Origin of the sequence: Novosphingobium sp. SG754, from assembly GCF_013149315.1 — a bacterium.
Classification (GTDB): Bacteria; Pseudomonadota; Alphaproteobacteria; order Sphingomonadales; family Sphingomonadaceae; genus Novosphingobium; species Novosphingobium capsulatum.
In genome coordinates, this window is record NZ_JABGCC010000005.1 from 328,219 (window position 1) to 352,158 (window position 23,940).

24 protein-coding genes are annotated in these 23,940 nt (G+C 66.8%); 12 read left to right on the plus strand and 12 right to left on the minus strand.

The features are described 5' to 3' along the window. The 3 genes from FHW97_RS14645 (at position 1) to ppa (ending at position 3,376) form a co-directional block, all read left to right on the plus strand. Positions 1-2,022 carry a M61 family metallopeptidase gene (locus tag FHW97_RS14645; protein ID WP_171799257.1) on the plus strand — a complete coding sequence of 674 codons (2,022 nt, stop codon included), beginning with the start codon at positions 1-3 and terminating at the stop codon, positions 2,020-2,022. Beyond that, positions 2,022-2,699 (plus strand): DUF1345 domain-containing protein, encoded by a 678-nt coding sequence (locus FHW97_RS14650; RefSeq protein WP_054131714.1) that lies wholly within the window; start codon positions 2,022-2,024, stop codon positions 2,697-2,699. The genes FHW97_RS14645 and FHW97_RS14650 overlap by 1 nt, the downstream gene beginning before the upstream one ends. Positions 2,700-2,821: 122 nt before the next feature. Next, entirely contained in the window at positions 2,822-3,376 is a 555-nt protein-coding gene (gene ppa / locus FHW97_RS14655; RefSeq protein ID WP_062783366.1) for an inorganic diphosphatase, read from the plus strand. A gap of 222 nt (positions 3,377-3,598) precedes the next feature. Here the strand turns inward: ppa and FHW97_RS14660 are convergent, their stop codons facing one another. The 5 genes from FHW97_RS14660 to erpA all read right to left on the minus strand — a co-directional run bounded on the left by FHW97_RS14660 (position 3,599) and on the right by erpA (position 6,216). Beyond that, the gene (locus FHW97_RS14660) at positions 3,599-4,063 is read right to left on the minus strand and encodes a Fur family transcriptional regulator (RefSeq protein WP_054131712.1); all 465 of its coding nucleotides are present in this window, start codon (positions 4,061-4,063) and stop codon (positions 3,599-3,601) included. A gap of 36 nt (positions 4,064-4,099) precedes the next feature. Next, a complete protein-coding gene (gene msrA / locus FHW97_RS14665) occupies positions 4,100-4,795 on the minus strand; it encodes a peptide-methionine (S)-S-oxide reductase MsrA (RefSeq protein ID WP_022674522.1) in 696 nt (231 codons plus the stop codon). After that, positions 4,792-4,944: a hypothetical protein gene (locus FHW97_RS14670; protein WP_022674523.1), complete on the minus strand. Its 153-nt coding sequence runs from the start codon at positions 4,942-4,944 to the stop codon at positions 4,792-4,794. The genes msrA and FHW97_RS14670 overlap by 4 nt, the downstream gene beginning before the upstream one ends. A gap of 142 nt (positions 4,945-5,086) precedes the next feature. Next, on the minus strand, positions 5,087-5,887 hold the full coding sequence (gene xth, locus FHW97_RS14675; RefSeq protein WP_062783363.1) for an exodeoxyribonuclease III: 801 nt from the start codon (positions 5,885-5,887) through the stop codon (positions 5,087-5,089). Continuing rightward, positions 5,884-6,216, minus strand: coding sequence for an iron-sulfur cluster insertion protein ErpA (gene erpA / locus FHW97_RS14680; protein WP_022674525.1), 333 nt, complete (start codon positions 6,214-6,216; stop codon positions 5,884-5,886). The genes xth and erpA overlap by 4 nt, the downstream gene beginning before the upstream one ends. Before the next feature lie 79 nt (positions 6,217-6,295). Between erpA and FHW97_RS14685 the strand changes: the two genes are divergently transcribed. The 5 genes from FHW97_RS14685 to FHW97_RS14705 all read left to right on the plus strand — a co-directional run bounded on the left by FHW97_RS14685 (position 6,296) and on the right by FHW97_RS14705 (position 15,194). Then, entirely contained in the window at positions 6,296-7,042 is a 747-nt protein-coding gene (locus tag FHW97_RS14685) for an alpha/beta fold hydrolase (RefSeq protein ID WP_168351993.1), read from the plus strand. A 14-nt stretch (positions 7,043-7,056) separates the two neighbouring features. After that, positions 7,057-7,971: a hypothetical protein gene (locus FHW97_RS14690; protein WP_022674527.1), complete on the plus strand. Its 915-nt coding sequence runs from the start codon at positions 7,057-7,059 to the stop codon at positions 7,969-7,971. Beyond that, positions 7,968-8,963, plus strand: coding sequence for an LLM class flavin-dependent oxidoreductase (locus tag FHW97_RS14695; protein WP_168351994.1), 996 nt, complete (start codon positions 7,968-7,970; stop codon positions 8,961-8,963). Before FHW97_RS14690 ends, FHW97_RS14695 begins: the two co-directional genes overlap by 4 nt. A 172-nt stretch (positions 8,964-9,135) precedes the next feature. Continuing rightward, positions 9,136-13,869 (plus strand): NAD-glutamate dehydrogenase domain-containing protein, encoded by a 4,734-nt coding sequence (locus FHW97_RS14700; protein ID WP_168351995.1) that lies wholly within the window; start codon positions 9,136-9,138, stop codon positions 13,867-13,869. Between the two features lie 83 nt (positions 13,870-13,952). Further along, positions 13,953-15,194, plus strand: coding sequence for an NAD(P)/FAD-dependent oxidoreductase (locus FHW97_RS14705; RefSeq protein WP_168351996.1), 1,242 nt, complete (start codon positions 13,953-13,955; stop codon positions 15,192-15,194). Positions 15,195-15,282: 88 nt separating this feature from the next. Here FHW97_RS14705 and FHW97_RS14710 read toward each other — a convergent pair whose 3' ends face one another. Next, a complete protein-coding gene (locus tag FHW97_RS14710; RefSeq protein WP_022674531.1) occupies positions 15,283-16,299 on the minus strand; it encodes an adenosine kinase in 1,017 nt (338 codons plus the stop codon). Between the two features lie 197 nt (positions 16,300-16,496). Here FHW97_RS14710 and FHW97_RS14715 point away from each other — a divergent pair, with 197 nt between their 5' ends. Further along, complete coding sequence (locus tag FHW97_RS14715; RefSeq protein WP_054131705.1) at positions 16,497-16,913, plus strand: hypothetical protein; 417 nt, start codon at positions 16,497-16,499, stop codon at positions 16,911-16,913. Between the two features lie 57 nt (positions 16,914-16,970). On the opposite strand, the gene FHW97_RS14720 is transcribed toward FHW97_RS14715, so the two are convergent. Next, positions 16,971-17,531: a DoxX family protein gene (locus tag FHW97_RS14720; RefSeq protein WP_084390769.1), complete on the minus strand. Its 561-nt coding sequence runs from the start codon at positions 17,529-17,531 to the stop codon at positions 16,971-16,973. Between the two features lie 75 nt (positions 17,532-17,606). Then, on the minus strand, positions 17,607-18,098 hold the full coding sequence (locus FHW97_RS14725; RefSeq protein WP_168351997.1) for an Rrf2 family transcriptional regulator: 492 nt from the start codon (positions 18,096-18,098) through the stop codon (positions 17,607-17,609). Positions 18,099-18,180: 82 nt separating this feature from the next. Here FHW97_RS14725 and FHW97_RS14730 point away from each other — a divergent pair, with 82 nt between their 5' ends. Next, positions 18,181-18,621, plus strand: a complete 441-nt coding sequence (locus FHW97_RS14730; RefSeq protein WP_054131704.1) for a globin domain-containing protein — start codon at positions 18,181-18,183, stop codon at positions 18,619-18,621. Between the two features lie 22 nt (positions 18,622-18,643). On the opposite strand, the gene dcd is transcribed toward FHW97_RS14730, so the two are convergent. The 4 genes from dcd to FHW97_RS14750 form a co-directional block, all read right to left on the minus strand. Then, positions 18,644-19,198, minus strand: coding sequence for a dCTP deaminase (dcd, locus tag FHW97_RS14735; RefSeq protein WP_062783342.1), 555 nt, complete (start codon positions 19,196-19,198; stop codon positions 18,644-18,646). 34 nt (positions 19,199-19,232) lie between these two features. Beyond that, entirely contained in the window at positions 19,233-19,679 is a 447-nt protein-coding gene (locus FHW97_RS14740) for a cytidine deaminase (protein WP_233250983.1), read from the minus strand. An 11-nt stretch (positions 19,680-19,690) separates the two neighbouring features. Further along, the gene (locus FHW97_RS14745; RefSeq protein ID WP_022677661.1) at positions 19,691-20,386 is read right to left on the minus strand and encodes a glycoside hydrolase family 25 protein; all 696 of its coding nucleotides are present in this window, start codon (positions 20,384-20,386) and stop codon (positions 19,691-19,693) included. A gap of 208 nt (positions 20,387-20,594) precedes the next feature. Beyond that, complete coding sequence (locus FHW97_RS14750; RefSeq protein WP_022677662.1) at positions 20,595-21,077, minus strand: UPF0262 family protein; 483 nt, start codon at positions 21,075-21,077, stop codon at positions 20,595-20,597. A 175-nt stretch (positions 21,078-21,252) separates the two neighbouring features. Here FHW97_RS14750 and FHW97_RS14755 point away from each other — a divergent pair, with 175 nt between their 5' ends. Further along, positions 21,253-22,758: a replicative DNA helicase gene (locus FHW97_RS14755; protein ID WP_054131702.1), complete on the plus strand. Its 1,506-nt coding sequence runs from the start codon at positions 21,253-21,255 to the stop codon at positions 22,756-22,758. A 219-nt stretch (positions 22,759-22,977) separates the two neighbouring features. Continuing rightward, positions 22,978-23,940 (plus strand): class A beta-lactamase, encoded by a 963-nt coding sequence (locus FHW97_RS14760; protein ID WP_022677664.1) that lies wholly within the window; start codon positions 22,978-22,980, stop codon positions 23,938-23,940.

A 23,940-nucleotide genomic window follows, 5' to 3' on the forward strand; every position in this document is an offset into this window, starting at 1 on the left:
ATGCGCAAAACCCCCCAAGGCATTGGCCTGCTTTCCGCCCTTTCCACGTCCACCCTGGCACTTGCCACCCTGATCCTGGCGCAGCCCGCGCTGGCGCAGGTGCAGCCGGCGAGCAACAGCCGCCCGATGGCCGTGCCGATCGCCCATGGGGTGCCCGATGCGCAGGACGTGCCCTATCCCGGCACGATCGGGCTGCAGATCGATGCCACCGACCTGGCCACCGGTGCATTCCGGGTGGTGGAAACCGTGCCGGTGGCGGCCGATGCCAAGGAACTGATCCTGCAACTGCCGGCCTGGCTGCCGGGCGAACACGGCAATCGCGGGCCGGTGGCCGAACTGGCCGGCATCACCTTTGAAGCCAAGGGCCAGAAGCTGGCCTGGACCCGCGACCCGGTGGAAGTGAACGCGTTCCACATCCCCCTGCCCGCCGGCACCAGCGAAGTCGTCGCCCGCTTCGTCCACACCTCGCCGCTGCGCGACAGCGAAGGCCGCATCACCGTTACGCGCGAAATGCTCAACGTGCAGTGGGAGAAGATGAGCCTCTATCCCGCCGGTCACTATGTGCGGCAGATCAAGGTGCGTCCCACTGTCAGCTTCCCGCAGGGCTGGACCGTGTTCACCGCGCTGGATGGCAAGACGCAGAGCGGCGCGGGCAATACCGTGACCTGGGCCGAAACCGACTATGAAACCCTGGTCGATTCGCCGATCTTTGCCGGTCTCTATGCCGCGCGGCACGATCTGGGCCATGACGTCTATCTCGATCTGGTGGCCGACAAGCCCGAACTGCTGGCGATCAAGCCGGAAAACCTCGCCGCCTATCGCAACCTGGCCGACGAAGCCGTGGGCGCATTCGGCGCGCGTCATTTCGATCACTACGATTTCCTGCTCGCGCTGACCGATCGCATGGGCAGCATCGGCCTGGAACATCACCGTTCCAGCGAAAACCAGCAGGAACCCAAGAGCCTGACCGACTGGGCCGCCTATGACTGGGACCGCAACGTGATCGCCCACGAATTCAGCCACAGCTGGGATGGCAAGTATCGCCGCTCGGCCAAGCTGTGGACGCCCGACTATCGCCAGCCGATGCAGGACAACCTGCTGTGGGTCTATGAAGGGCAGACGCAGTTCTGGGGCCTGGTCCTGGCCGCGCGCTCGGGCGTGCAGAGCAAGGACGTGGTGCTGGGCAGCCTCGCCAACTATGCCGGCACGTTCACCCAGACCGCCGGGCGCGACTGGCGCTCGGTGGAAGACACGACGATGGATCCCATCTTCGCCGCCCGCAAGCCCAAGCCCTATTCCTCGCTTACCCGCAACGAGGACTATTACACCGAAGGCGCGCTGGTGTGGCTGGAAGCCGACCAGATCATCCGCGATGGCACGGGCGGCAAGAAGGGCCTGGATGATTTCGCCAAGGCGTTCTTTGGCGTGCGCGACGGCGATTGGGGCGTGCTGACCTATGAATTCGATGACGTGGTCAAGACCCTCAACGGCGTCTATCCCTATGACTGGGCCACGTTCCTGAAAACCCGCCTGCAGACGCCAGGCCAGCCGGTGCCGCTGGGCGGGATCGAGCGCGGCGGCTACAAGCTGGAATTCAAGGACGAGCCCAATCCCTATGACAAGGCGCGCATGGCCGATGCCAAGGTGCTGAGCCTGTTCAACTCGCTGGGCGTGACGCTCGACAAGGACGGCAAGGTCACCGCCTCGCGCTGGGATGGCCCGGCGTTCAAGGCGGGGCTGGTTTCGGGCATGCAGGTGATGGCCGTGAACGGCGACGCCTATGACGCGGACAAGCTCAAGGCCGCGATCACCAATGCCAAGACCGGCAACCCCGGCGCCGGCCGCCCGATCGAGCTGCTGGTCAAGCGCGACGATCGCTTTGTCACGCTGCCGATCACCTATGCCGATGGCCTGCGTTGGCCCTGGCTGGTGCGCGCTGCGCCCGGAACGGCACCGACCGGTCTGGACAAGCTGCTGGCCCCGCACGCCAGCAAGCTGCCCGTGGGCAAGGCGGCCAAGTGATGGCAGGGGCCGGGCCAAGCCTGCATCTGGGCCGCCTGGCCCCACCCCGCTTCATCCTGTTCCTGGTGCTGCTGATGGGCGGCACCGGGGCGTGGTGGGTGTGGCATCCCCTCACCCGCAACAGTGGCGAACTGGCCGATTCGCTGGCCATGGGCTTTGATTTTGCGGCGCTGGCGTTCCTGTTGTCGCTGGTGCCACTGCTGCGCTGTGCCGATGCCGATACGATGCGGCAAAGCGCGGTGGACAACGATGCCAACCGCGTGCTGGTGCTGTGCATCACCACGGTCCTGACCGCAGTGGTAATGGCATCGATTGCCGGCGAACTGCCCCGCGCGGCGCATGGCGATTCGCTGGCCAAGCTGCGGCTGATCGGTACGCTGGTGTTGACCTGGCTTTTTGCCAACACGGTATATGGGCTGCACTATGCCCATCTTTACTATACCCGCGATGAGAGCAACGGGCGCGATCGCGGCGGGCTGGACTTTCCCGGCACCGACACTCCCGACTACTTCGATTTCGCCTACTTTTCCTTCACCTTGGGCATGACGTTCCAGACTTCGGACACCGGCATCACCTCGGGCCGGATCCGCCGCATCGTCACGCTGCATTCGTTTGCCGCGTTCGTTTTCAACATCGGTGTGATCGCTTTCACCATCAACGCGCTGGGTGCAGGTTAACCAAAGCGGCGGGCTATCGATCACAAGTATTGTTGCGGCGCAACAGCCACGGCGCTAGAGCGCGTAGCACTGCGAACAACAACCGGCCCCGCGCGGGCCTGAACCAAGGCAAGACAGAACCGATGCGCATCGACCTTATCCCCACCGGGGACAATCCGCCCGAAAGCCTCAACGTGGTCATCGAAGTGCCGGTTGGCGGCGAGCCGGTGAAGTATGAATTCGACAAGGATTCGGGCGCGCTGTTCGTCGATCGCATCCTGCACACGCCGATGCGCTATCCGGCCAACTACGGCTTCGTGCCGCACACCCTCTCGCCCGATGGCGATCCGCTTGATGCGCTGGTGATCGCGCGTTCGCCGTTCATTCCGGGTTGCGTCGTGCGCGCCCGCCCGATCGCGGTGCTGAACCTGGAAGACGAACAGGGCGGCGACGAAAAGCTGGTCTGCGTGCCGGTGGATTCGACCTTCCCGTACTACACCGAAGTGCTGGAAAAGGATCACCTGCCCGAGATCGTGCTCAAGCAGATCGAGCACTTCTTTACCCACTACAAGGATCTGGAAAAGGAAAAGTGGGTGCGCGTGGGCACCTGGGGCGGCGCCGACGATGCCCGCCGCATCACCACCGAAGCCATTGTCCGCTACAACGAAGCCAAGGCCGCCAAGGCCGCAGCCGAATAAGCCGCGCTTCCGCGCAAGTGGCATGAACAAGAGGCCAGGGTCAGCACCGACCCTGGCCTCTTTTCGTTTCCGGCTGCGTGCCAATGCTGCGTGCGTGCTTGCCGCCCATCAGCGGGACCCCGGATCAAGTCCGGGGTGACGAAAAACACAGCTTGCTTAAAAAATTATCGTCACCCCGGACTTGATCCGGGGTCCCACGCCAGGCTTCGATTTACCGATGCCTTAAGCCGCGGCGCAGGCCTGGCAGCGACCACGGATTTCCACCACGGGGCGCACGTCGGCAAAGCCGGCCTCGCGGGCAGCTTCGCGCAGGTGGCCAGTCAGGCTGTCGTTGTCGATGTGGGTAACCTGGCCGCAGGCATCGCAGATCAGGAAGATGCAATCGTGGCGGCAGCCGGGGTGGCTGTTGGCGACATAGGCATTGGCGCTTTCCACCCGGCGCGCCAGGTTGGTGCGCACGAACAGGTCGAGGATGCGATAGACGCTGTTGGCGGCCACGCGCTTGCCCCGGCGCTGCCCCACGCTTTCGGCAATGTCATAGGCCGAGGCCGGGCGTTCCTGCGCGGCGAGCGCGGCAAAGACATCGGCGCGCATGTCGGTCCACTGCTCGCCAGAAACGGTCAGCGCCTCGCGCGCGGCAGAAACCAGGCCTTCGCCGGCATAGTCATGATGAAGGTGGGAACCCATGGCCCAGAGATAGGCATTTGCCCGCGCAGTTGCAAATCAGTGCTGCGTGAAATCGGGCTTCCACCACTGCGGGAAGGTGCGGTGCAACGCTTCCACCCGCGCCACGTCCCAGCGCAGGATATAGGGATGGCGTGGATTGCGGAAGGCAAAGTCTTGATGCTCGGCCGGGCCGGGATAGAAGCCGCGCCACGGCTCGATGCGCGTCACGATCGGCTGGCGCCACAGCTTGAGCGCCTTGAGCTGCGCCACATACGCGCGCGCCACGCGGGCCTGTTCCGGCCCGATCGGCACCAGCGCGTTGCGGTATTGCGGACCGACATCGGGCTCTTGCCGGTCAAGCTGGGTGGGATCGCTGGCCACCCCGAAAAAGACCTGGAGCAGCTGGTCATAGCGGATGCGCGCGGGATCATAGGTCACGCGGATCGATTCGGCATGGCCGGTCGTGCCAGTGCTGACCGTCTCGTAATCCGCGTCGGCGGCGCGGCCGCCCTCGAAGCCTGACACCACGCTGGTCACGCCGACCAGGTGGCTGAACACTGCCTCCATCCCCCAGTAGCAGCCACCCGCAAAGACCGCGGTCTTGAGGCCGGGGGTTTCATGGGCAGGGATCACCGCAGCCGGCGCCTTGACCGGCGCATCGGCGTGGGCGGGTTGCAGGCAGGCCGACAGGGCCAGCGCCAGCAGTGCGGGAAATGCCGCCCCCGGCCATGCCAGAAAGCGGCGCGCGCTCACTGCTCAGACCCCACGGTCGGCGCGGCAGATGCCGCCGCAACCGGTGCGAAAACATGGGCCGCGTTGAACACCGTAAAGCCCATGCCGACGGCGCCGATAGCGAAGCCAACTAGGAGCGAACGGAAGAAGTCTTTGCGAAGCAAACCCATGTTGAAGTTCCGGCAATAATCAGTTTCAAAATGCTACTTAGCACAGAAGCGACGTTTGCCCTAGTGCCAAATCGGCCATAGGGCAGAAAATCACTGCCCAACCGTGCATATTGTTCGACGAACGGCGTGAACCCAGCGCGGATCAGGGCCGCAGGGTCACCCACACCGGGGCGTGGTCGCTGGCCTTTTCCCGCCCGCGATAGGCCTTGTCGACGCCGGCCGACACCAGCCGATCGGCCAGTTCAGGGCTGAGCAGGGCGTGATCGATGCGAAAGCCGTGGTCGCGCTGCCAGGCACCGGCCTGATAGTCCCAGAACGTCCACACGCCGCCCTGCGGATGGTGCAGGCCGATCGCGTCGGTCCATCCAGCGCCGAGCAGGCGGTGATAGGCATCGCGCGATTGCGGCTGCATCAGCGCGTCATCGGCCATGGCGCGCGTGTCCCAGATATCGTTCTCACGCGGGATCACGTTGTAATCGCCCAGGATCGCGGCGGGCACTTCCTCGGCCCAGATCTGGTCCATGCGCGCGTGCAGGCGGTCCATCCAGCGCAGCTTGTAATCGAACTTGGGGCCAGGCTGGGGATTGCCGTTGGGCAGGTAGATGCACACCACGCGCACGCCGAACACATCGGCCTCGAGATAGCGGGAATGCTCGTCCTCCGGCTCTCCGGCCAGGCCGCGCTGCACTTCCACCGGCTTTTGCCCGTCGGCCAGGATCGCCACGCCATTGAAGCCCTTCTGGCCGTGCCAGATGGCGTGATAGCCGATCTTCTCGAACTCGGCCGCCGGAAAGCCTTCGTCCTGCGTCTTGATTTCCTGCAGGCAGGCCACGTGCGGCCGGGTTTCCTCCAGCCATTCGAGCAGGCGCGGCAGGCGCGCCTTGATGCCGTTGATGTTGAAGCTGGCCAGCTTGAGCGGGGTGTGCGCGGGCGCGGTGCTCACACCGAGAAACTCGCGCCGCAGCCACAGCCCGATGCGGCGTTGGGATTGGTGACGCGGAAAGCCGCGCCGCCCAGTGATTCGACATAATCGACCGTCGCCCCGCCAACCAGATCGAGGCTCATCGCATCGACCACCAGGCGCACGCCGTCGGTTTCCACCACGGTATCGTCAGCCTCGACCGCCTCGGCCAGGCCAAAGCGGTATTGAAAGCCCGAACAGCCGCCCCCTTCCACGGCCAGGCGCAGGATCGCGGGCTTGGCCTGCTTGGCGGCGATCGTGGCCACGCGCGCGGCGGCCGAAGGGGCGAGGATGATGGAGGGCTGGCTCATGCCTTGCGAGATAGGCGCGGCAGGCATGCCGCTCAAGTGCCTGTGGACATATGCCGCCCGCTATCGGTAGCACGAGGGCATGACCACACCGCTGCCCCCTCGCTTCATCCCCGGCCCGCACGGCCTGCGCCTGGCCACCCGCTTTGTGCCCGGCACTGGCCCGGCGCTGGTGTTCCTGCCCGGCTACATGTCAGACATGGCGGGGGGAAAGGCCCAGGCGGTGATGGATTGGGCGGTGGCACAGGGGCGTGCCTGCCTGTTGCTCGATTATTCCGGCTGCGGCCTGTCGGAAGGCGAATTTGCCCAAGGCACGCTGTCGCGCTGGCGGGACGAGGTCGTGGCGCTGGTCGCGGCGCATGATCTCGACGCAGTGGTGCTGATCGGATCGAGCATGGGCGGCTGGCTCATGCTGCTGGTGGCGCAGGCACTGGGCGCCACGGCGCGCGCGCTGGTGGGCCTCGCCGCTGCCCCCGATTTCACCACCTGGGGCTATGATGGCGATCAGCAGGCCGCGCTGGCGGCGGGCGAGACGATCCTTGAAGACAATCCCTATGGCCCCGAACCCACGCCCACCCATGCCGCGTTCTGGGCCGATGGCCAGGCCTTGCTGCAATTGAACGACACCGTTCCATTCGATGGCGCCGTGCGCCTGATCCATGGCCAGGCCGATGCCGATGTGCCGTGGAACATTGCGCTGCGCCTCGCCGCGGCGCTGCGTTCAGCCGATGTGCAGGTGCACCTGATCAAGGACGGCGACCACCGCCTGTCGCGGCCGCAGGACATTGCCGTGCTGCTCGCCACGCTTGCCCAGCTTCTGTCCGAATAGAGCGATATCCCCCCATGCTCCTGGCCGCTGCCGCCCTGCTTGTCTCTCCCGCCCTGCCCGCGCCGGTGGCGCATCAGGTTGGGCCCAATCCCCGGCCGATGGAATTTGGCGCACTGCCCACGCCCGGCCGCCGCCGCAATGCCGCCAGCGGGAACGAGGCCGAGCCGGCCCCGGAAAAGCACGATCGCCTGGCCGACTGCCTGACCGTGGGACGCAGCAATCCCGATCTGGCGATCAGCCTGGCGCGGCATTGGCTGGACGAGGTGAAGCTGCCCTCGGAACGCGTGCGCGCCAACCAGTGCCTGGGCATGATGCTGAGCCAGCAGGGTGATTTCGATGGCGCCGTGGCCGCGTTTGGCGATGCCGTGGGCCTGATCCCCGAAGCCCAGGCGGTGGGCGCCGTGCCGCTCATGGCGATGGCCGGCAATGCCGCGCTGGCCGCCGGCAAGCCGCAGGATGCCTTGACCTGGCTGGACCGCGCCACCGTGGTGCACGGCTTTGCCGACAATCTGGCCATGGCCGCGATCCAGGATGACCGCGCCCGCGCGCTGGTGGCGCTCAACCGCAACGCCGATGCCATGGCCGCGCTGGCCAAGTCGCACGAACTGGCGCCGCAGAATGCCGAAGGCTGGCTGCTGTCGGCCACGCTCTATCGCCGCGACAAGAACCTCGCCGCCGCGCAGCACGATATCGAAGAGGCTGCACGTCTGTCCCCGCGCGATCCGGCGGTGGGCGTGGAAGCCGGCGTGATCGCCATGCTGGGCAACCGCGAGGATGCCGCAAAGCAATCATGGCAATCGGTGGTGGCGATGTCTCCCGCCAGCGACGAAGCCCGCGTTGCCCGTGGCTACCTTGAACAGATCGGCGCGGCCCCCACATCCAGTCCTGTTCCGCCCAAGCCGGGCCAGGATGAGGAAATTACCCGATGAAACTGTCCGTTCTCGATCTGGTGCCGGTGATCGAGGGCGGCACCATCCCCCAGGCCATGGCCGATGCCGCGCTGCTGGCCAAGGCTGCCGAAGAGGCCGGCTATCACCGCTATTGGGTGGCCGAACACCACGGCATGCCCGGCATTGCCGGGGCAGCGGTCTCGGTCGTGCTGGCCCATGTGGGGCACCACACCCAGACCATCCGGCTCGGCGCGGGCGGCATCATGCTGCCCAACCACAACCCGCTGGTGATTGCCGAACAGTTCGGCGCGCTCGATGCGCTCTATCCCGGCCGCATCGATCTGGGGCTGGGCCGCGCGCCCGGTGCCGACCAGCGCATCGTGCGCGCGCTGCGCAAGGATGTGAACCGCGCGGCCGAGGATTTCCCGGCCGACGTGGTGGAACTCCAGGCCCAGTTTGCCGGCGATGCGCGCCTGCCACTGGCTGCCACGCCCGGCCATGGCGCCCCGGTCGATCTGTGGATCCTGGGGTCGAGCCTGTTCGGCGCGCAACTGGCCGCCATGCTGGGCCTGCCCTATGCCTTTGCCAGCCACTTTGCGCCCGATCATCTCGACGGTGCGATCAAGCTCTATCGCGAGCGGTTCCAGCCTTCTGCCAGCCTCGAACAGCCCTATGTCATGGCGGCCATCAACGTGCTCTGCGCGCCCAGCGATGAAGAGGCGCAGTTCCTGGCGAGCAGCCAGGACCAGTCGTTCGTGCGGCTGCGCAGCGGCGATCCCGGGCGCCTGCCGCCGCCAATCGCCGGCTATCGCGAGACGCTGGCCGGCCCGCAACTGGCGACGCTCGACCATTTCCGGCAGGTGAGCGCGATCGGCAGCCCCGCCACGGTGCGCGCCGGGCTGGAAGCCTTTCAACACCGCACCGGCGCCGATGAGCTGATCGTGGCCGGGGCCACGTTCGATCCGGCCTTGCGCCGCCGCTCGCTCAGGCTCACCATGGATGCGCTGACGCCGGCTGCGGCGAACACCTAAGGGGCAGATGAGGGCGATGGTGAGGCTTTCATGCCATCACCAGCGGTTTCCGACCCCGCGACGTCAGAGCGGCGGTTTTCAATTCAGGTTTCATTCGTTACCACCCAGCCAACGATAACGAAACGGCGGGCATATGAACCCGACCCGCCCGGGAATGCAGGAAGCGAACGCCATGGCGAGCACGATTGATCCCAATGCCCCAGTCACGCCCTCAGCCGGGGCAGGCGGGGGCGGGCCCGATGCCGAGCATCTGGTTTCAGCCCTGGCTGCGCGCCTGGCCGGCGCCTTGCTGCCTGGTGACGAGGCGGACTTTACCGGGGAGCGCCTGACCGAGGCCGCCCGCTTCACCCTGGCCACCGCCGCCCTGCGCCAGGGGCCCGATGCCGCCGTGGCGATCGAATCGATGGGCGGGCAGCGCGCGCTGCGCATTGCCGTGATCAACGACGACATGCCGTTCCTGGTGGATTCGATCGCGGCAACGATCACCGCGCAGGGCCTGACCATCGAAAAGCTGCTGCACCCCGTGCTGGCGGTGCGGCGCGATCCGCATGGCGCGCTGATCGACCTGCCGAGCGGCGAGGCGATCGGCGAGCTACGCGAATCCATGATCTACCTGGAAACCGAGCGGGCCGATGCCAAGGCCCGCCGCGAGCTGGCCGCCGCGCTGAGCGCGACGCTGGCCGATGTCCACGCCGCGGTGGCCGATTGGCCGCAGATGCAGGGCCTGATGCAGCATGATGCGCGCGGCCTGCCCGATTCCGAAGGCGCCGCGCTGCTGCGCTGGCTGGCCGATGGCATGCTGACCCAGCTGGGCCACGTCACCCGCCACCGCGATGGCACCGTGACCGAGGCGCTGGGCATCTGCCGCGCCACCGATGCGCCGCTCTTGTCCGATGCCTCTTATGCCCGCGCCTTTGCCTGGTTCGACAAGATCGGCACGCGCGGCGAAGACGCGGTGCGCATCCCGCTGATCGTCAAGGCCAACCGCATTGCCCTGGTGCACCGCCAGGTGCCGCTCGACCTGTTCCTGGTGCCGGTGAGCGAGGGTGGCAGGATCACCGCGCTGTCGGTTCACGCCGGGGTATGGACCAGCTCTGCCCTGGCGGCCACGCCCGATCGCGTGCCGCGCATGCGCAGCCAGCTCGATACGCTGATGAAGAAGCTGGGCTTCGATCCGGCAGGCCATGCCGGCAAGGCGCTGGTACACGCGCTGACGGCGCTGCCGCACGATCTGCTGATCAGCTTTTCCGATGCCGATCTGGAACGCATCGCCACCACCATGATGGTGCTGGTCGATCGCCCGCGCCCGCGCCTGGCGCTGGTGCGCGCGCCGCTGGAGCGGCATCTCTATGCATTCGTCTGGCAGCCGCGCGACAGCCAATCGACGCAAGTGCGTGAACAGGTCGCGCAGATGCTGGAGCAGGCCACAGGCGGCCAGGTGCTCGATTGGAGCCTGCAGGTGGAAGGCAGCACCCTGGCGCTGACCCGCTTTGCCATCGACATGCGCGGCGAGGAAGACACGCTTGCCGACGACGGCGAAGGGATCGACGAAGCAGCGCTCGACGCCGCATTCCAGACCCTGGTGCGCGGCTGGGAAGCGGCGGTGGAAGCCGAACTGGCCAAGACCGAGGAACCGACCCGTGCCGCCGCGATCGCCTCGCGCTATGCCCCGGCGTTCCCCGTGGGCTATCGCGCCGGCTATGGCGCGGCAGAGGCCGCAGGCGATATCCGCGTTCTGCGCGCGCTGACCGCTGATGATGCGCCGCGCCGCGCCGTGCGGTTGCACCGGCTGAGCGGCGAATCGGCCCTGCGGCTCAAGCTCTATCAGCGCGAAGGTGCGATCGTGCTGTCCGATGCCGTGCCCGTGCTGGAAAACTTCGGCTTTCGCGCGCTGGAAGAAGTGCCCACCGCGCTCGACCATGGCAAGCTGGGCTTCATCCACGATTTCCTGGTGGCCCACCCGGCCGACACCACGCCCGAGGCGCTGCTGGCGCGCGCCACCGCGATCGAGGAATCGCTGGCTGCCGTGCTCAACGGCATGGCCGAGGATGATGCGTTCAACCGCCTGATCGTGGCCGTGGGCCTGACCGCGACCGAGGCCAACTGGCTGCGCGCCTGGTATCGCTATCTGCGCCAGGCCGGCATGACCTTTGGCATCGCCACCGTCGTCGACGCGCTCAAGAACGCGCCCGACGTCACGCGTGGCCTCATCGGCTTCTTCCGCGCCCGCCACGATCCCGCCTTTGCCGGTGACCGCAAGCACGGCGGCGAGGCCGCGGCCGAGCAGATCCGCACGGGCCTGGGCCAGGTCGCCGCGATCAACGACGACCGCCTGCTGCGCAGCTTCCGCGCACTGGTCGAGGCGATCCTGCGCACCAATGCCTTTGCCCCGGCAGCGGCCGAGGCAGTGGCTTTCAAGATCGATTCGGCGCTGGTGCCCGGCCTGCCCAAGCCGGTGCCGTGGCGCGAAATCTTCGTCTATTCGCCGCGAGTGGAAGGCATTCACCTGCGCGCCGGGCCAGTGGCGCGCGGTGGCCTGCGCTGGTCTGACCGCCGCGACGATTTCCGCACCGAAATCCTCGGCCTGATGAAGGCGCAGCGCGTGAAGAACGCGGTGATCGTGCCGACCGGGGCCAAAGGCGGCTTTTATCCCAAGCAGTTGCCCGATCCCGTGCGCGAGCGCGAAGCCTGGCTGGCCGAGGGCAAGACGAGCTATCAGGTGTTCATCCGCACGCTGCTGTCGATCACCGACAACATCGTCGATGGCGCCGTGGTCCATCCCGAAGGCGTGCTGATCCGCGACGGCGAAGACCCCTATTTCGTGGTCGCCGCAGACAAGGGCACGGCGACGTTTTCCGACGTGGCCAATGCGATCGCGGCCGAGCGCAACTTCTGGCTGGACGACGCCTTCGCCAGCGGCGGTTCCAAGGGCTATGACCACAAGGCGATGGGCATTACCGCCAAGGGTGCCTGGCTGTCGGTTCAGCGCCACTTCCTGGAACTGGGCGTCGATGTGCAGACCGACCCTGTGCGCGTGGTCGGCGTGGGCGACATGTCGGGCGACGTGTTCGGCAACGGCATGCTCTTGTCCAAGTCGCTCAAGATCGTGGCGGCGTTCGATCATCGCCATGTGTTCCTCGATCCCGATCCCGATCCGGCCAAGAGCTGGGAAGAGCGCGCGCGCATGTTCGCGCTGCCCCGGTCGAGCTGGGACGATTATGACAAGAGCCTGATTTCGCAAGGCGGCGGCGTGTTCCCGCGCAGCCTCAAGGCCATTCCGCTCAGCCCGCAGGTCCAGGCGATCCTCGGCGTTGCGGTCGACGAACTCGATCCCGACACGCTGATCGCGCTGATCCTCCAGGCGCCGGTCGACCTGCTGTGGTTTGGAGGCATCGGCACCTATCTCAAGGCGTCGAGCGAGGCCAACGTCAACGTCGGCGATCCGGCCAACGATGCCTATCGCATTTCGGCCAATGAAGTGCGCGCGCGGGTGATCGGCGAAGGCGCCAACCTGGGCATGACCCAGGCCGCGCGCATCGAATATGCCCTGCACGGCGGCCGCGTGAATACCGACTTCATCGACAATTCGGCCGGCGTCGATTGTTCGGACAACGAGGTTAACATCAAGATCGCGCTGGCCAGTGCCAAGCGCGCCGGCCGCCTGGACGAGGATGGCCGCGTCGCCCTGCTTTCCAGCATGACCGACGCGGTGGCGCACCTGGTGCTGGAGGACAACCGCCTGCAGGCGCTGGGCCTGTCCATCGCCGAGCGGGGCGGCACGCAAGCCGTGCCGGCGCTGACCCGGCTGATCGACGTGCTGGAGGAAAGTGGCGATCTCGATCGCAAGACCGAAGGGCTGGCGCCGTCGGATGACTATGCCCGCCGCGCCGCGGCCGGCATGGGGCTGACCCGGCCCGAACTGGCCGTGCTGGTATCTTCCACCAAGCTGGTCTTGCAGCGCGCGCTGGAAGAAAGCCCGGTGGTCGACGATCCGGTGCTGGAAGAAGAACTCCTCGGCGCCTTCCCCGCCGCGATGCGCGAGACCTTCGAGACCGATATCGTGCATCACCGCCTGCGCCGCGAAATCATCGCGACCAAGCTGGCCAACCGCATCGTCAACCGGCTTGGCCCGGTGCACCCGTTCGAGCTGGCCGAAGAAGAAGGGATGACCCTGGCGCAGGTGGCCGCGGCATTCGTGGCGGCAGAGCGCCTGCTCGGCCTGGCGGAAACCTGGGCGCTGCTCGATACCGCGCCGATGGGCGAGGCGTTGCGCCTGTCGCTGTTCGAACGCACCGCGCAGGCGCTGCGTGGCCACATCGCCGATGTGCTGCGCTCGTGCCATGGCACGCTCAAGCCCGATGCCTTGATCGAGGATTTGTGTGGCGGGGTGGGCCGGCTGTCGCACACCACTGCCGAGCTGCTGCGCGGCGAGGCGCAGGCCCAGGCGCGCCGGCTTGGCCAGGAACTGACCGATGCCGGCACGCCACAGGACGTGGCCGAGCGCGTGGTGCATCTGTTCGATCTGGATGGCGCCATCGGCCTGGCGCACCTGGCCGACGAGCTGGACGTCGATGCCGTGGTGCTGACCGGCGCCTTTGCCGATCTGGGGGCCAACCTCGGGATCGACTGGGCCCAGCAGACGGCCGCACGGATGAACCCGTCCGATCCGTGGGAGCGCCTGCTGGTGGCTGGCCTGGCCCGCGATTTCCAGCAGATGCGCATGGAATTTCTGCGCCGCATGGGCGGCAGCAATCCCGACGCCAGCGCGCATCAGTGGCTCAAGGCCAAGGCCGATCCCGTGCGCCAGCTGCGCAGCCTGATCGCCCGCGCCCAGGCAACCGCAGCGGTAACCCCGGCCATGCTGGCCCAGATCGCCAGCCAGGCGCGCAGCCTGCTGCTGCGTTGAATGACGTAAATTAATGGTGCGGCGCGCTTGACGCGCCGCACCATTTGTCCACAACCCTCCTCCCCACGCGAGAGGAGGACTTCATGGGTACATTCGAGGCCGGTTTTGCAGATGTGGTGATCGTCGGCGCAGGCCATGGCGGCGCGCAGGCGGCCATTGCCCTGCGGCAGAACGGCTTTGAGGGATCGATCCTGGTGATCGGTCGCGAGCCCGAATTGCCCTATGAACGCCCGCCGCTGTCCAAGGAATACCTGGCCCGCGACAAGACGTTCGAGCGGATCATGATCCGCCCTGGCGCTTTTTGGCAGGACAAGGGCGTGGAAATGGCGCTGGGCCACGAAGTGGTCGCAGTCGATCCCGAGGCGCGCAGCCTGCGCACCGCCGATGGCGCCACGCTCAGCTATGGCAACCTGGTCTGGGCCACCGGCGGCGACGCGCGGCGCCTGTCCTGCGCCGGGCACGATCTGGCCGGCGTGCACGGCGTGCGCACCCGCGCCGATGCCGATCGCCTGATGGCCGAGCTCGACGCCGGGGCCAAGCGTGCGGTGGTGATCGGCGGCGGCTATATCGGGCTGGAAGCAGCCGCGGTGCTGACCAAGCTGGGCTGCCATGTCACCCTGCTGGAAGCCTTGCCCCGCGTGCTGGCGCGCGTGGCCGGAGAGGCGCTGTCCACCTTTTACCAGGACGAGCACCGCGCCCATGGCGTTGACCTGCGCACCGAAGTGGCGGTCGATTGCCTGGAAGGCGATGGCACCAAGGTAACCGGCGTGCGCCTGGCCGATGGCCATGTGCTGCCCGCCGATCTGGTGATCGTGGGCATCGGCATCATTCCCCAGGTTGGCCCGCTGCTGGCCGCTGGCGCCGCCGGAGGCAACGGGGTGGACGTGGACGAATATTGCCGCACGTCGCTGCCGCACGTCTATGCGATCGGCGATTGCGCCGCCCATGCCAACGATTTTGCCGATGGCGCGGTGATCCGCCTGGAATCGGTGCAGAATGCCAACGACCAGGCGACCACGGCCGCCAAGGCGATCTGTGGCACGCTGGTGCCCTACAAGGCCACGCCGTGGTTCTGGTCCAACCAGTATGACTTGCGCCTGCAGACCGTGGGCCTGTCGACCGGCCACGACCTTGCCGTGCTGCGCGGCGATCCGGCCACGCGCAGCTTTTCGGTGGTCTATCTCAAGCAGGGCAAGGTGATCGCGCTCGATTGCGTGAACATGGTCAAGGACTATGTCCAGGGCAAGAAACTGGTGGAAGCGCGTTCGCAGATCGCGGCAGAGCGCCTGGCCGATGCCAGCGTGCCGCTCAAGGACATGCTATAAGAACGTCATTCACACGAAGCCACGAAGGCACAAAGAGAAACTGTGGTTTCCTTGGTGGCTTCGTGGCTTTGGGTAAAAGATTTTACGGTCAGGCCAGCCCGGTCAGCGCCTTGAGATCGGCTTCGGGACGGGCGCCATAGTGCGAGATGATCTCGGCCGCGCAGACCGCGCCCAGGCGCAGGCTTTCGGCGAGCGGCAGCCCGCGCACATGACCATAGAGGAACCCGGCGGCAAACAGATCGCCCGCACCCGTGGTGTCGACCACCTTGTCGATCGGCTGGGCCGAAACATGGGCTTCCTCGCCGGCGTGGCAGGCATGGGCGCCCTGCGCGCCACGCGTGACGACCAGCGTGGGCACCTTGCCGCTGAGCGCGGCCATGCCATCGTGAAAGTCGTCATGCCCGGTCAGCGCGGCCAGTTCGTGCTCGTTGGCGAACAGGATATCGATCATGCCATCGGCGATCAGCGCGCGGAAATCATCGCCATGGCGCGAGATGACAAAGGCATCCGACAGGGTGAAGGCCACCTGCGTGCCGGCGGCGCGCGCCGCGGCAATCGCCTTGCGCATGGCGGCGCGGGGCTCTTCCGGGTCCCACAAATAGCCTTCGAGATAGAGCACGCCCGATGCAGCGATGACGCCTTCATCCAGCGCGGCGGCCGGCAGGAACTGCGAGGCGCCCAGGAACGTGTTCATCGTGCGCTGGCCATCGGGCGTCACGAAAATCAGGCACTGCGCCGTGGGCGGATCACCCGCGCGTGCAGCCGTATCGAAGGCAATCTTGCCGGCGCGGATATCGTGGGCAAAGACCCGGCCGAACTGGTCATCGGCAACCTGGCCGATGAACGCGCACGACGCGCCCAGCGCGGCGAGGCCGGCCAGCGTATTGGCAGCCGAACCGCCGGAAATTTCGCGCGCCGGGCCCATCGCGGCATAGAGCGCGGCAGCGCGTTCGGCGTCGACCAAGGTCATCCCGCCCTTGGCCAGGCCCAGTTCGGCAATCGCATCGTCGGTGGCAGGGGCCATGACGTCGACGATGGCATTGCCGATGGCAATGACGTCAAAACGGCGCGCTACGGCGGGTTGGGCGGCGGAAGTGTCGGCCATGGTCTCTTTCGCAACGAATGGGGAAGGCAATAACCCTGCCGCCTACCCGCAGCGTCGGCCGGCCGCAAGGCTGCATGCGTTGGCTTGCATCCGCGCCCGCGCCGCGCCATCACCGCGCCATGTTACGTCCTGCTCCGGTCGCCGCCCTGCCCAGCCCTTTCGCGAACGCTTCCGCCCGCCCTGCGTGGCGGGCATGGATGGCCGCCGCCATCGGCGCGGCGCTGTTGGCCGGGTGCAGCGGCGCCGTGCCGAGCAGCAAGGGTCCCGGGCGCTTGCCCGCGCCAGGCCGCACGCCGGGCGGCCGGCCGTCCACGCATCTGCCCGCGCCGCAGCCGCGCCCTGCCCCCACCATCCAGATCGCCCCGGGATTGCAGGGCGTGATCGGCAGCGATGCAGAAGGCCTGGTGCGCCAGTTCGGCCCGCCCCGGCTGGACATCAAGGAAGAAGACGCGCGCAAGCTGCAATGGAGCGGCACCGCGTGCATTCTCGATGCCTATCTCTACCCGCCACAGGGCGGTGGCCGCCCCATCGCCACCTATGTCGATGCGCGGCGGGGCGATGGGCGCGAGGTGGACCGCGCCGCCTGCGTCGCGGCCCTGCGCCAGCGCCCCTGAGCCGCGGGGCTATACCGGCCGCGGCATCGTGCCGGGCCGGTATGCCGCGCGATCAGGTCAGACCTGCCACCACTTGCGGCGGGCGACCGCCACGGTGCCGGTGGGATGACCATCGACATCGGTAATGGTTTCCACGCGCGTGGCCGGCGTTTCCACCACGGGCATTTCAGACAGCGCCTCGGCCCGGCCTTCCGCCCGCGCCGCGCGCATTTCCGCGTCACGCGCGGCGCTCTCGCGATCACGACGGTTCCGCAGCCCGTCATAGCTCCACGCCACCTGGCGGTGGGCGAACAGCGCCAGCAGGCCGCCGGCAATCGCCAGGTTCTTGAGCGCTTCGACCACCTGCGTATGATCGAGCAGGTTGTGGTGGAAGAACAGTATGGTCAGCAGGGTAAAGCCGGCCAGCAGCACGGCAAAGATCCGCGTGGCCACGCCAAACATGAGCGCCAACCCGCCGATCAGCTCGAACAGCCCGACGGGCAGCGCCAGATCGGGCGTCAGGCCGACACCGGCGAGCGCCACTTGCGTGCCGCTGACGTCAAACAGCTTTCCCATGCCAGATATAATGAAAAGAAGCGACAGCAGGATTCGCCCTGCCAAGGCCGCGATGGTGTTCATGGGCGTACCTTTCCATGCCAGTGTCCACCCCCGTCCTCCGATGAGGTTACGGGGCAACAATGGTGGCAAGGCCGGTTAGGTTCCTTGGCCCGCTCGACAGGGCACACCATCACCCCCCAACGGCAGGGCTGATTGCGGGCGCGAATCGCTGCTGACCAGCCATGGGGCAAAGGCCGACACACCGGGGCGCGCGGCCTGTTCCAGCGTGACCTCGTCCAGCACCGCCAGGAATGCCTCCAGTGCGCGGGCGAGGGCGCCGCTCAGCGCGCAATCCCCATTCATGCGGCAATTTGCGCAATCGACCAGGCGCAGGCCCTTTTCCAGCGCGCGCACGACCTGGCCAACGCGCAGCGCTGCCGGCGGCTGGGCCAGGCACAGCCCGCCGTTGCGGCCCCGCACGCTGATGGCAAAGCCTTCGTGGACCAGCGCCTGCGCCACCTTGGCGACGTGATGGTAGGACAGCCCCTGTTCTGCGGCAAAGCCGGGCAGTGCCAGCGGCGCATCCGGGCGCCGCGCCATGGCGATCAGCAGGCGCAGGCCATAGTCGGTGTGCTGGGTCAATTGCATCGGCCCAGCCTGCGGCAAAGCGCTTGCACGAATCAAGTAAAACAAATACCGGTATTTTGAATACCACATTAGGAGAACGTCGATGCGAACCGCTTCCGCCCAAGCCATCGCCACGGTCAAGGCTACTGCCCCGGCGCTGGAAAAGCATGGGCTCGCCATCACCACCGCCATGTACAAGCGCTTGTTCGAAAACGCGGAAGTGGCGGCGATGTTTGATCGTGCGGCGCAGGACAGCGGCGAACAGCCACGCCGGCTGGCGGCCGCGATCCTGGCCTATGCCCGCAATATCGACAAACTCGGCGCGCTCACCGGTCCGGTACAGCGCATGGTGGCGCGCCACGTGGAAACCGGCGTGAAGGCGGAACACTATCCGCTGGTGGCAGAGGCGCTGCTGCCGGCGATTCGCGATGTGCTGGGCGCCGAGGTGGCGACCGATGCCGTGCTGGCCGCCTGGGGCGAAGCCTATTGGATGCTAGCCGACATTCTCATCGCCGCCGAAGCGGAAGCCTATGCCACGGCATGAGGCGCGCTGAACTGCCGCGCCATTACAGGCGCGGCAGAGTTACCCCGCGCTGGCCCATGTATTTGCCGGCGCGATCGGCATAGCTGATCTCGCACGGCTCGTTGCCCTGAAGGAACAGGAACTGGCACGCCCCCTCGTTGGCATAGATGCGCGCGGGCAGCGGCGTGGTGTTGGAAAACTCCAGCGTCACGTGCCCTTCCCAGCCGGGTTCGAGCGGGGTGACATTCACGATGATGCCACAGCGGGCATAGGTGGACTTGCCGAGGCAGATCACCAGCACATCGCGCGGCACGCGGAAATATTCGACGGTGCGCGCCAGGGCGAACGAGTTGGGCGGGATCACGCAGACGTCGGTCTTGCGATCGACGAACGAGTTGGCGGCGAAATCCTTGGGATCGACCACCGCCGAATCGACATTGGTGAAGATCTTGAATTCATCGGCCACGCGCGCGTCATAGCCATAGGATGACAGGCCATAGCTGATGCAGCCATCGCGGCGCTGATTTTCCACGAAAGGCTCGATCATGCCCTCGGTCAGCGCCTTGTTGCGAATCCACTTGTCGGAAAGAATGGACAAGGCCGGTCCTTTGCGTGTGCAGCCAGAAAAAAGCTCAGCCCAGGTAGGCCGGGCCGAACGCGCGCGGTAGCAGGAATGACAGGCGTTCTTCAACCACGACCCCGTCGCCCCCGGCACTGAGCACCAGCGGGTCGGTGCCGCCCAGCGCAGCCTGTTCATACAGCACTTGGCGGCAGCGGCCGCACGGGGTGATCGGCTCGCCATCCACGCCCTCGGGCCCGCCGGCCACGGCCACGGCAACAAGCCCGCCGCGCTGCCCGGCATGCCCACCGGCGGCGGTGGCCGTGGCACTGGCCACGGTCTCGGCGCAAAGCGACAGGCCATAGCTGGCATTTTCAACGTTGCAGCCGGTCACCACGCTGCCATCGCCGAACAGCAGCGCAGCGCCCACGGTGAAATGCGAATAGGGCGCATAGGCAGTTTCACGCGCAGCGCGGGCAGCGGCGATCAGCGCGGTGCGGTTTGCGTCATCAGGCATCATCTTCAAATCCATCAGGGTTGCACCACCACCCAGCGCAGTGGGCCGGGCGCGGCCTTGCCGTGGTAGCGATCGGTGGCGGTCCACATCACGAAAGGCCGGCCGGCATAGCCAGGCTCGAGATAATCCTGCCGCACCCAGATGTTGCGATCGATCACCGCGGCCAGATGATAGCGGCTTTCGATCCCGCGCGAGAGCATCAGGATCGCCGGCTTGCCAGCGTGCATTTCCACCTGGTTGAGGAACGTCGTCAGCTCGCTTTGCAGCGCGGCCTCGGTTGGCGGGGTGGGGCAGCTGCGCTGGTTGATATCGAGCGCGACGGCCGGCGGCAGCAGCGCATCCTCGCGCGGGACCATGGTGACGAAGTTGGCCGCCTGCGCATCGCCCGGCGCGCACAGATCATAGACATGCACCGCGCCCACCTGCAGCCCGGCGGTGCGCGCCTGGTCGAGGCTGTCGGTAAAGGCATCGTCGCGCCGCTGCGGGCCTTCGCTCGCGGTGAGATAGACGAAATCGGCGCCATCGCCCTTGAGGAGGCGCCAATCGATCGGGGCATCATGCACATCGGCCCAGGCGCCCTGCACCGGAAAATGCTGCCGATCAGGCCGCCACACACGCGATTGCCACCACAGCAGGCCCGCGCCCACCAGCACGGCCAGCAGCAATGCCGCCAGCGCGCGCCGCAACGCCGAATTCCTGCGCTTTGCCATGAAAGAGATTCGCCCAAGCCCTGGTGTGAAAGCGCGGCCCATAGGGCATGGGCAGGATGACGTCAAAATTGACGGCGTCGCAGACTCGCGCAGATTTCCACCACCCCCAAACCCCCTCCTCTGAAGAGGATGGGGCTTTTGATCCTCCCTCCGCTCGCGGGGGGAGGTGGCGGCCGCAGGCCGTCGGAGGGGGGCTTTTCCCTGCCCCCTACCCCCGGATATGCAGCACGCAGATCAGGGTGAACAGGCGGCGCGCCGTGGCGAAATCGGTTTCCACCTTGCCGTCGAGCCGTTCGAGCAGCATTTCGGCCGCTTCGTTGTGGACCCCGCGCCGGGCCATGTCGATCGTTTCGATCTCTTGCGCGGTGGCGCGGCGGATCGCCTGGTAATAGCTGTCGCAGATCGCGAAGTATTCGCGGATCGGGCGGCGGAACCGCCCCAGGCCCAGCACGATGCTTTCCAGCAGGCTGCCGCTCTCGTCGGCAATGTCGAGCGTGAGGCGGCCATCGAGCACCGAGAGGCGCAGGCGATAGGGGCCTTCATGACCGGCGGCGCAGGAGCGCAAGGGGCGGAACGTGTTTTCCTCGATCAGGTCGAAGATCGCCACGCGGCGCTCCTGCTCCACATCGGCGTTGCGCCAGACGATCGTCGTTTCGTCCAGCTCGATATGCGAGATGCGCGGGTCCGCCATAAGATCTCGAGTGTTGCAACATGGCGGGCCGCGCAGCAAGCGCCTTGCCGGGCGCAGAGCATGCTACCTTGGTGGAAGAGGGGGCCAAACCGTCCACAGCCTGTGGAAAACGCCTGCGCGGATCGCGCACGTCGCCGCCTTGCCACACCCTTGAGACTGGTTCATTTTGACAGGCATGTCCGCCAGCGAAGCCATTCTCGCGCGTCCGGCCAGTGAGGTCCGTGCGCTTCCCGCCAATGTCGAGGCAGAGGCCGCCTTTCTGGGCGCCGTGCTGATCGACAACCGCATCATGGAAGAAATGACCGTGCCGCTGCGGCCCGATCACTTCTTTGCCCCGGTGCACGGGCGCGTGTTCGAGCGCATCCTGGCGCTGATCGATCGCAAGGCCGTGGTCACCCCGGTCACGCTCAAGCCCTATTTCGAAAGCGACGAGGAACTCAAGGAACTGGGCGGCACCGCCTACCTTGCCCGCCTCACCGCCGATGGCCAGGGCCTGCTGGCGCCGCGCGAGCTGGCGCAGCAGATCTATGACCTGGCGCTGCTGCGCGAATTGATCAGCGTGGGCCGCAACCTGGTCGAAGGCGCGATGGACACCAGCGAGACGGTCGAGCCGTTGAAGCAGGTGGAGCAGGCCGAAGCCGCGCTGTTTTCCGTGGCCGAAGGCGCGCAGACCGGCAACGAAGCGCAGACCTTTGGCCAAGCCACCCGCGCCAGCCTGGAAATGATCGAGAAGGCGCTGCTGTCGGGCGGGCACATCTCGGGCACGACCACCGGCCTTACCTCGGTCAACGAAAAGATCGGCGGCCTGCACGATTCCGACCTTATCATCCTCGCCGGCCGCCCCGGCATGGGCAAGACCTCGCTTGTCACCAACATCGCGTTCAACTGCGCCGACCGGCTGCGCGATGACATGGCGCGCGGCATACCGGCCAAGGATTCGGTCGGCGCGGCAGTGGCCTTCTTCAGCCTGGAAATGAGCGCCGACCAGTTGGCCACGCGTATCCTGGCCGAACAATCGGGCATCAGTTCCGAATCGCTGCGCATGGGCCGGATCAGCCGCGAGGATTTCCAGCAGCTTTCGTTCGCCAGCCAGCGCCTGGCCGAGCTGCCGCTGTTCATCGACGATACCCCCGGCCTTTCGATCGGCGCGCTGCGCACGCGCGCCCGCCGCCTGAAGCGCCGGCACGATATCGGCCTGATCGTGGTCGACTATCTTCAGCTGCTGTCGGGCTCGGGCAAATCCGACAATCGCGTCAACGAAATCTCGGAAATCTCGCGCGGGCTCAAGACTCTGGCCAAAGAACTGGCGGTTCCGGTGATCGCGCTGTCGCAGCTGTCGCGCGCGGTGGAACAGCGCGACGACAAGCGGCCGATGCTGTCGGACCTGCGCGAATCGGGCTCGATCGAGCAGGACGCCGACATGGTCTGGTTCGTGTTCCGCGAAGACTATTACGTTGCCTCGCGCGAGCCCAAGCGCCCGGTCGAAAGCGATGACGCCAAGACCCACGAAGCCCATGCCGCCTGGATGGCCGAGATGGAGCGCGTGTTCGGCCTGGCCGAGCTGATCGTGGCCAAGCAGCGCCATGGCTCCACCGGCAAGGTGCGCCTGCGTTTCGAGGCGCGGATCACCCGATTCAGCGATCTGGCACCCGATCAGATGATGCACGACATGGACGATTGAAGCGCCCGGCGGGCCGCGCAATTTGCCCGCCACCGCCCTTTCAACCGGCCACCGGTTTTACAGTTGCGACGAAACGCAGCGCGCATGCGCCGGGCGGCGTCGAATCAGGGAACCACCCGCCTTTGCGCCAGAGTCACAATGGCTTATCGTGGCGCAACGAAATAATAAGGCGGGTTGGGTTAATCCCTCATAATGGTCGGGCTTCCATCAAAGCGTAAATTGCGCATCCTGGCTGCTGCACTGGCAGCCTTTCCGGCCCTGGCGGCCACATCGCCTGCGGTGCAAAGCCGCCCGCCGGCCGCAGTACAAAGCGCGCGTGACCTTGCCATTCAGCAACGCGTCGCCTCCATTGCTGCTGCCGCGCGCGGCCGCGTGGGCGTTGCCGCGATGGACCTGGACGGCGGCGGGCAAGTGCTGATCAATGGCGACATGCCCTTTCCCATGGCGAGCACCGCCAAAGTGGCCGTGTCCGCCACGTTCCTGCAGATGGTGGAGCAGGGCCGGTTCCGGCTGGACCAGCCCCTGCCGATGATGATGCCGGTGCCCGAGGCGGCCGGACGCCGCAATCTCGTGGCGATGGTTCGCCCCGGCCCGGTCTATACCGCACAGACCCTGATCGAAAAATCCATCACGCGCAGCGACAACCACGCCACCGATGGCCTGATCGCCGCGGTAGGTGGCATCGGCGCGGTCAACCGCTTCCTGACGCAGACCGGCATTTCCGGCCAGCACCTTGATCACACCATGGCCACGCTGGTGCGTGACGATGGGCGAATCAACCCGGCCCGCGCCATCGACACCGGCACGTCGAGCACGCCGCGGGCGATGATCGCGCTGCTTTCGGCGATCGACCGCGGTGGCGCGCTGGGCCCACAGGCCCGCGCCGTGCTGCTCGATACGATGACCCGCACCAGCACCGGCCGCAACCGCATCCGCGCCGGCTTGCCCGAGGGCGTGCTGCTGGCCCACAAGACCGGCACGCTGGCCGGGGTGACCGATGACGTGGGCATCGTGCGCATGCCCGATGGCCGCCACCTGGCCATGGCGATCTTCGTGGCCGGGCCGGAAAACCACACGGCCCAGGCCGGGATGATCGCGCGCATTGCCAGCGCGCTCTATACCGGATTCCTCCAGCCGTCAGACGGACCGAACCTGACGGGCGAAGTTTCGCGCCGGCGGTAA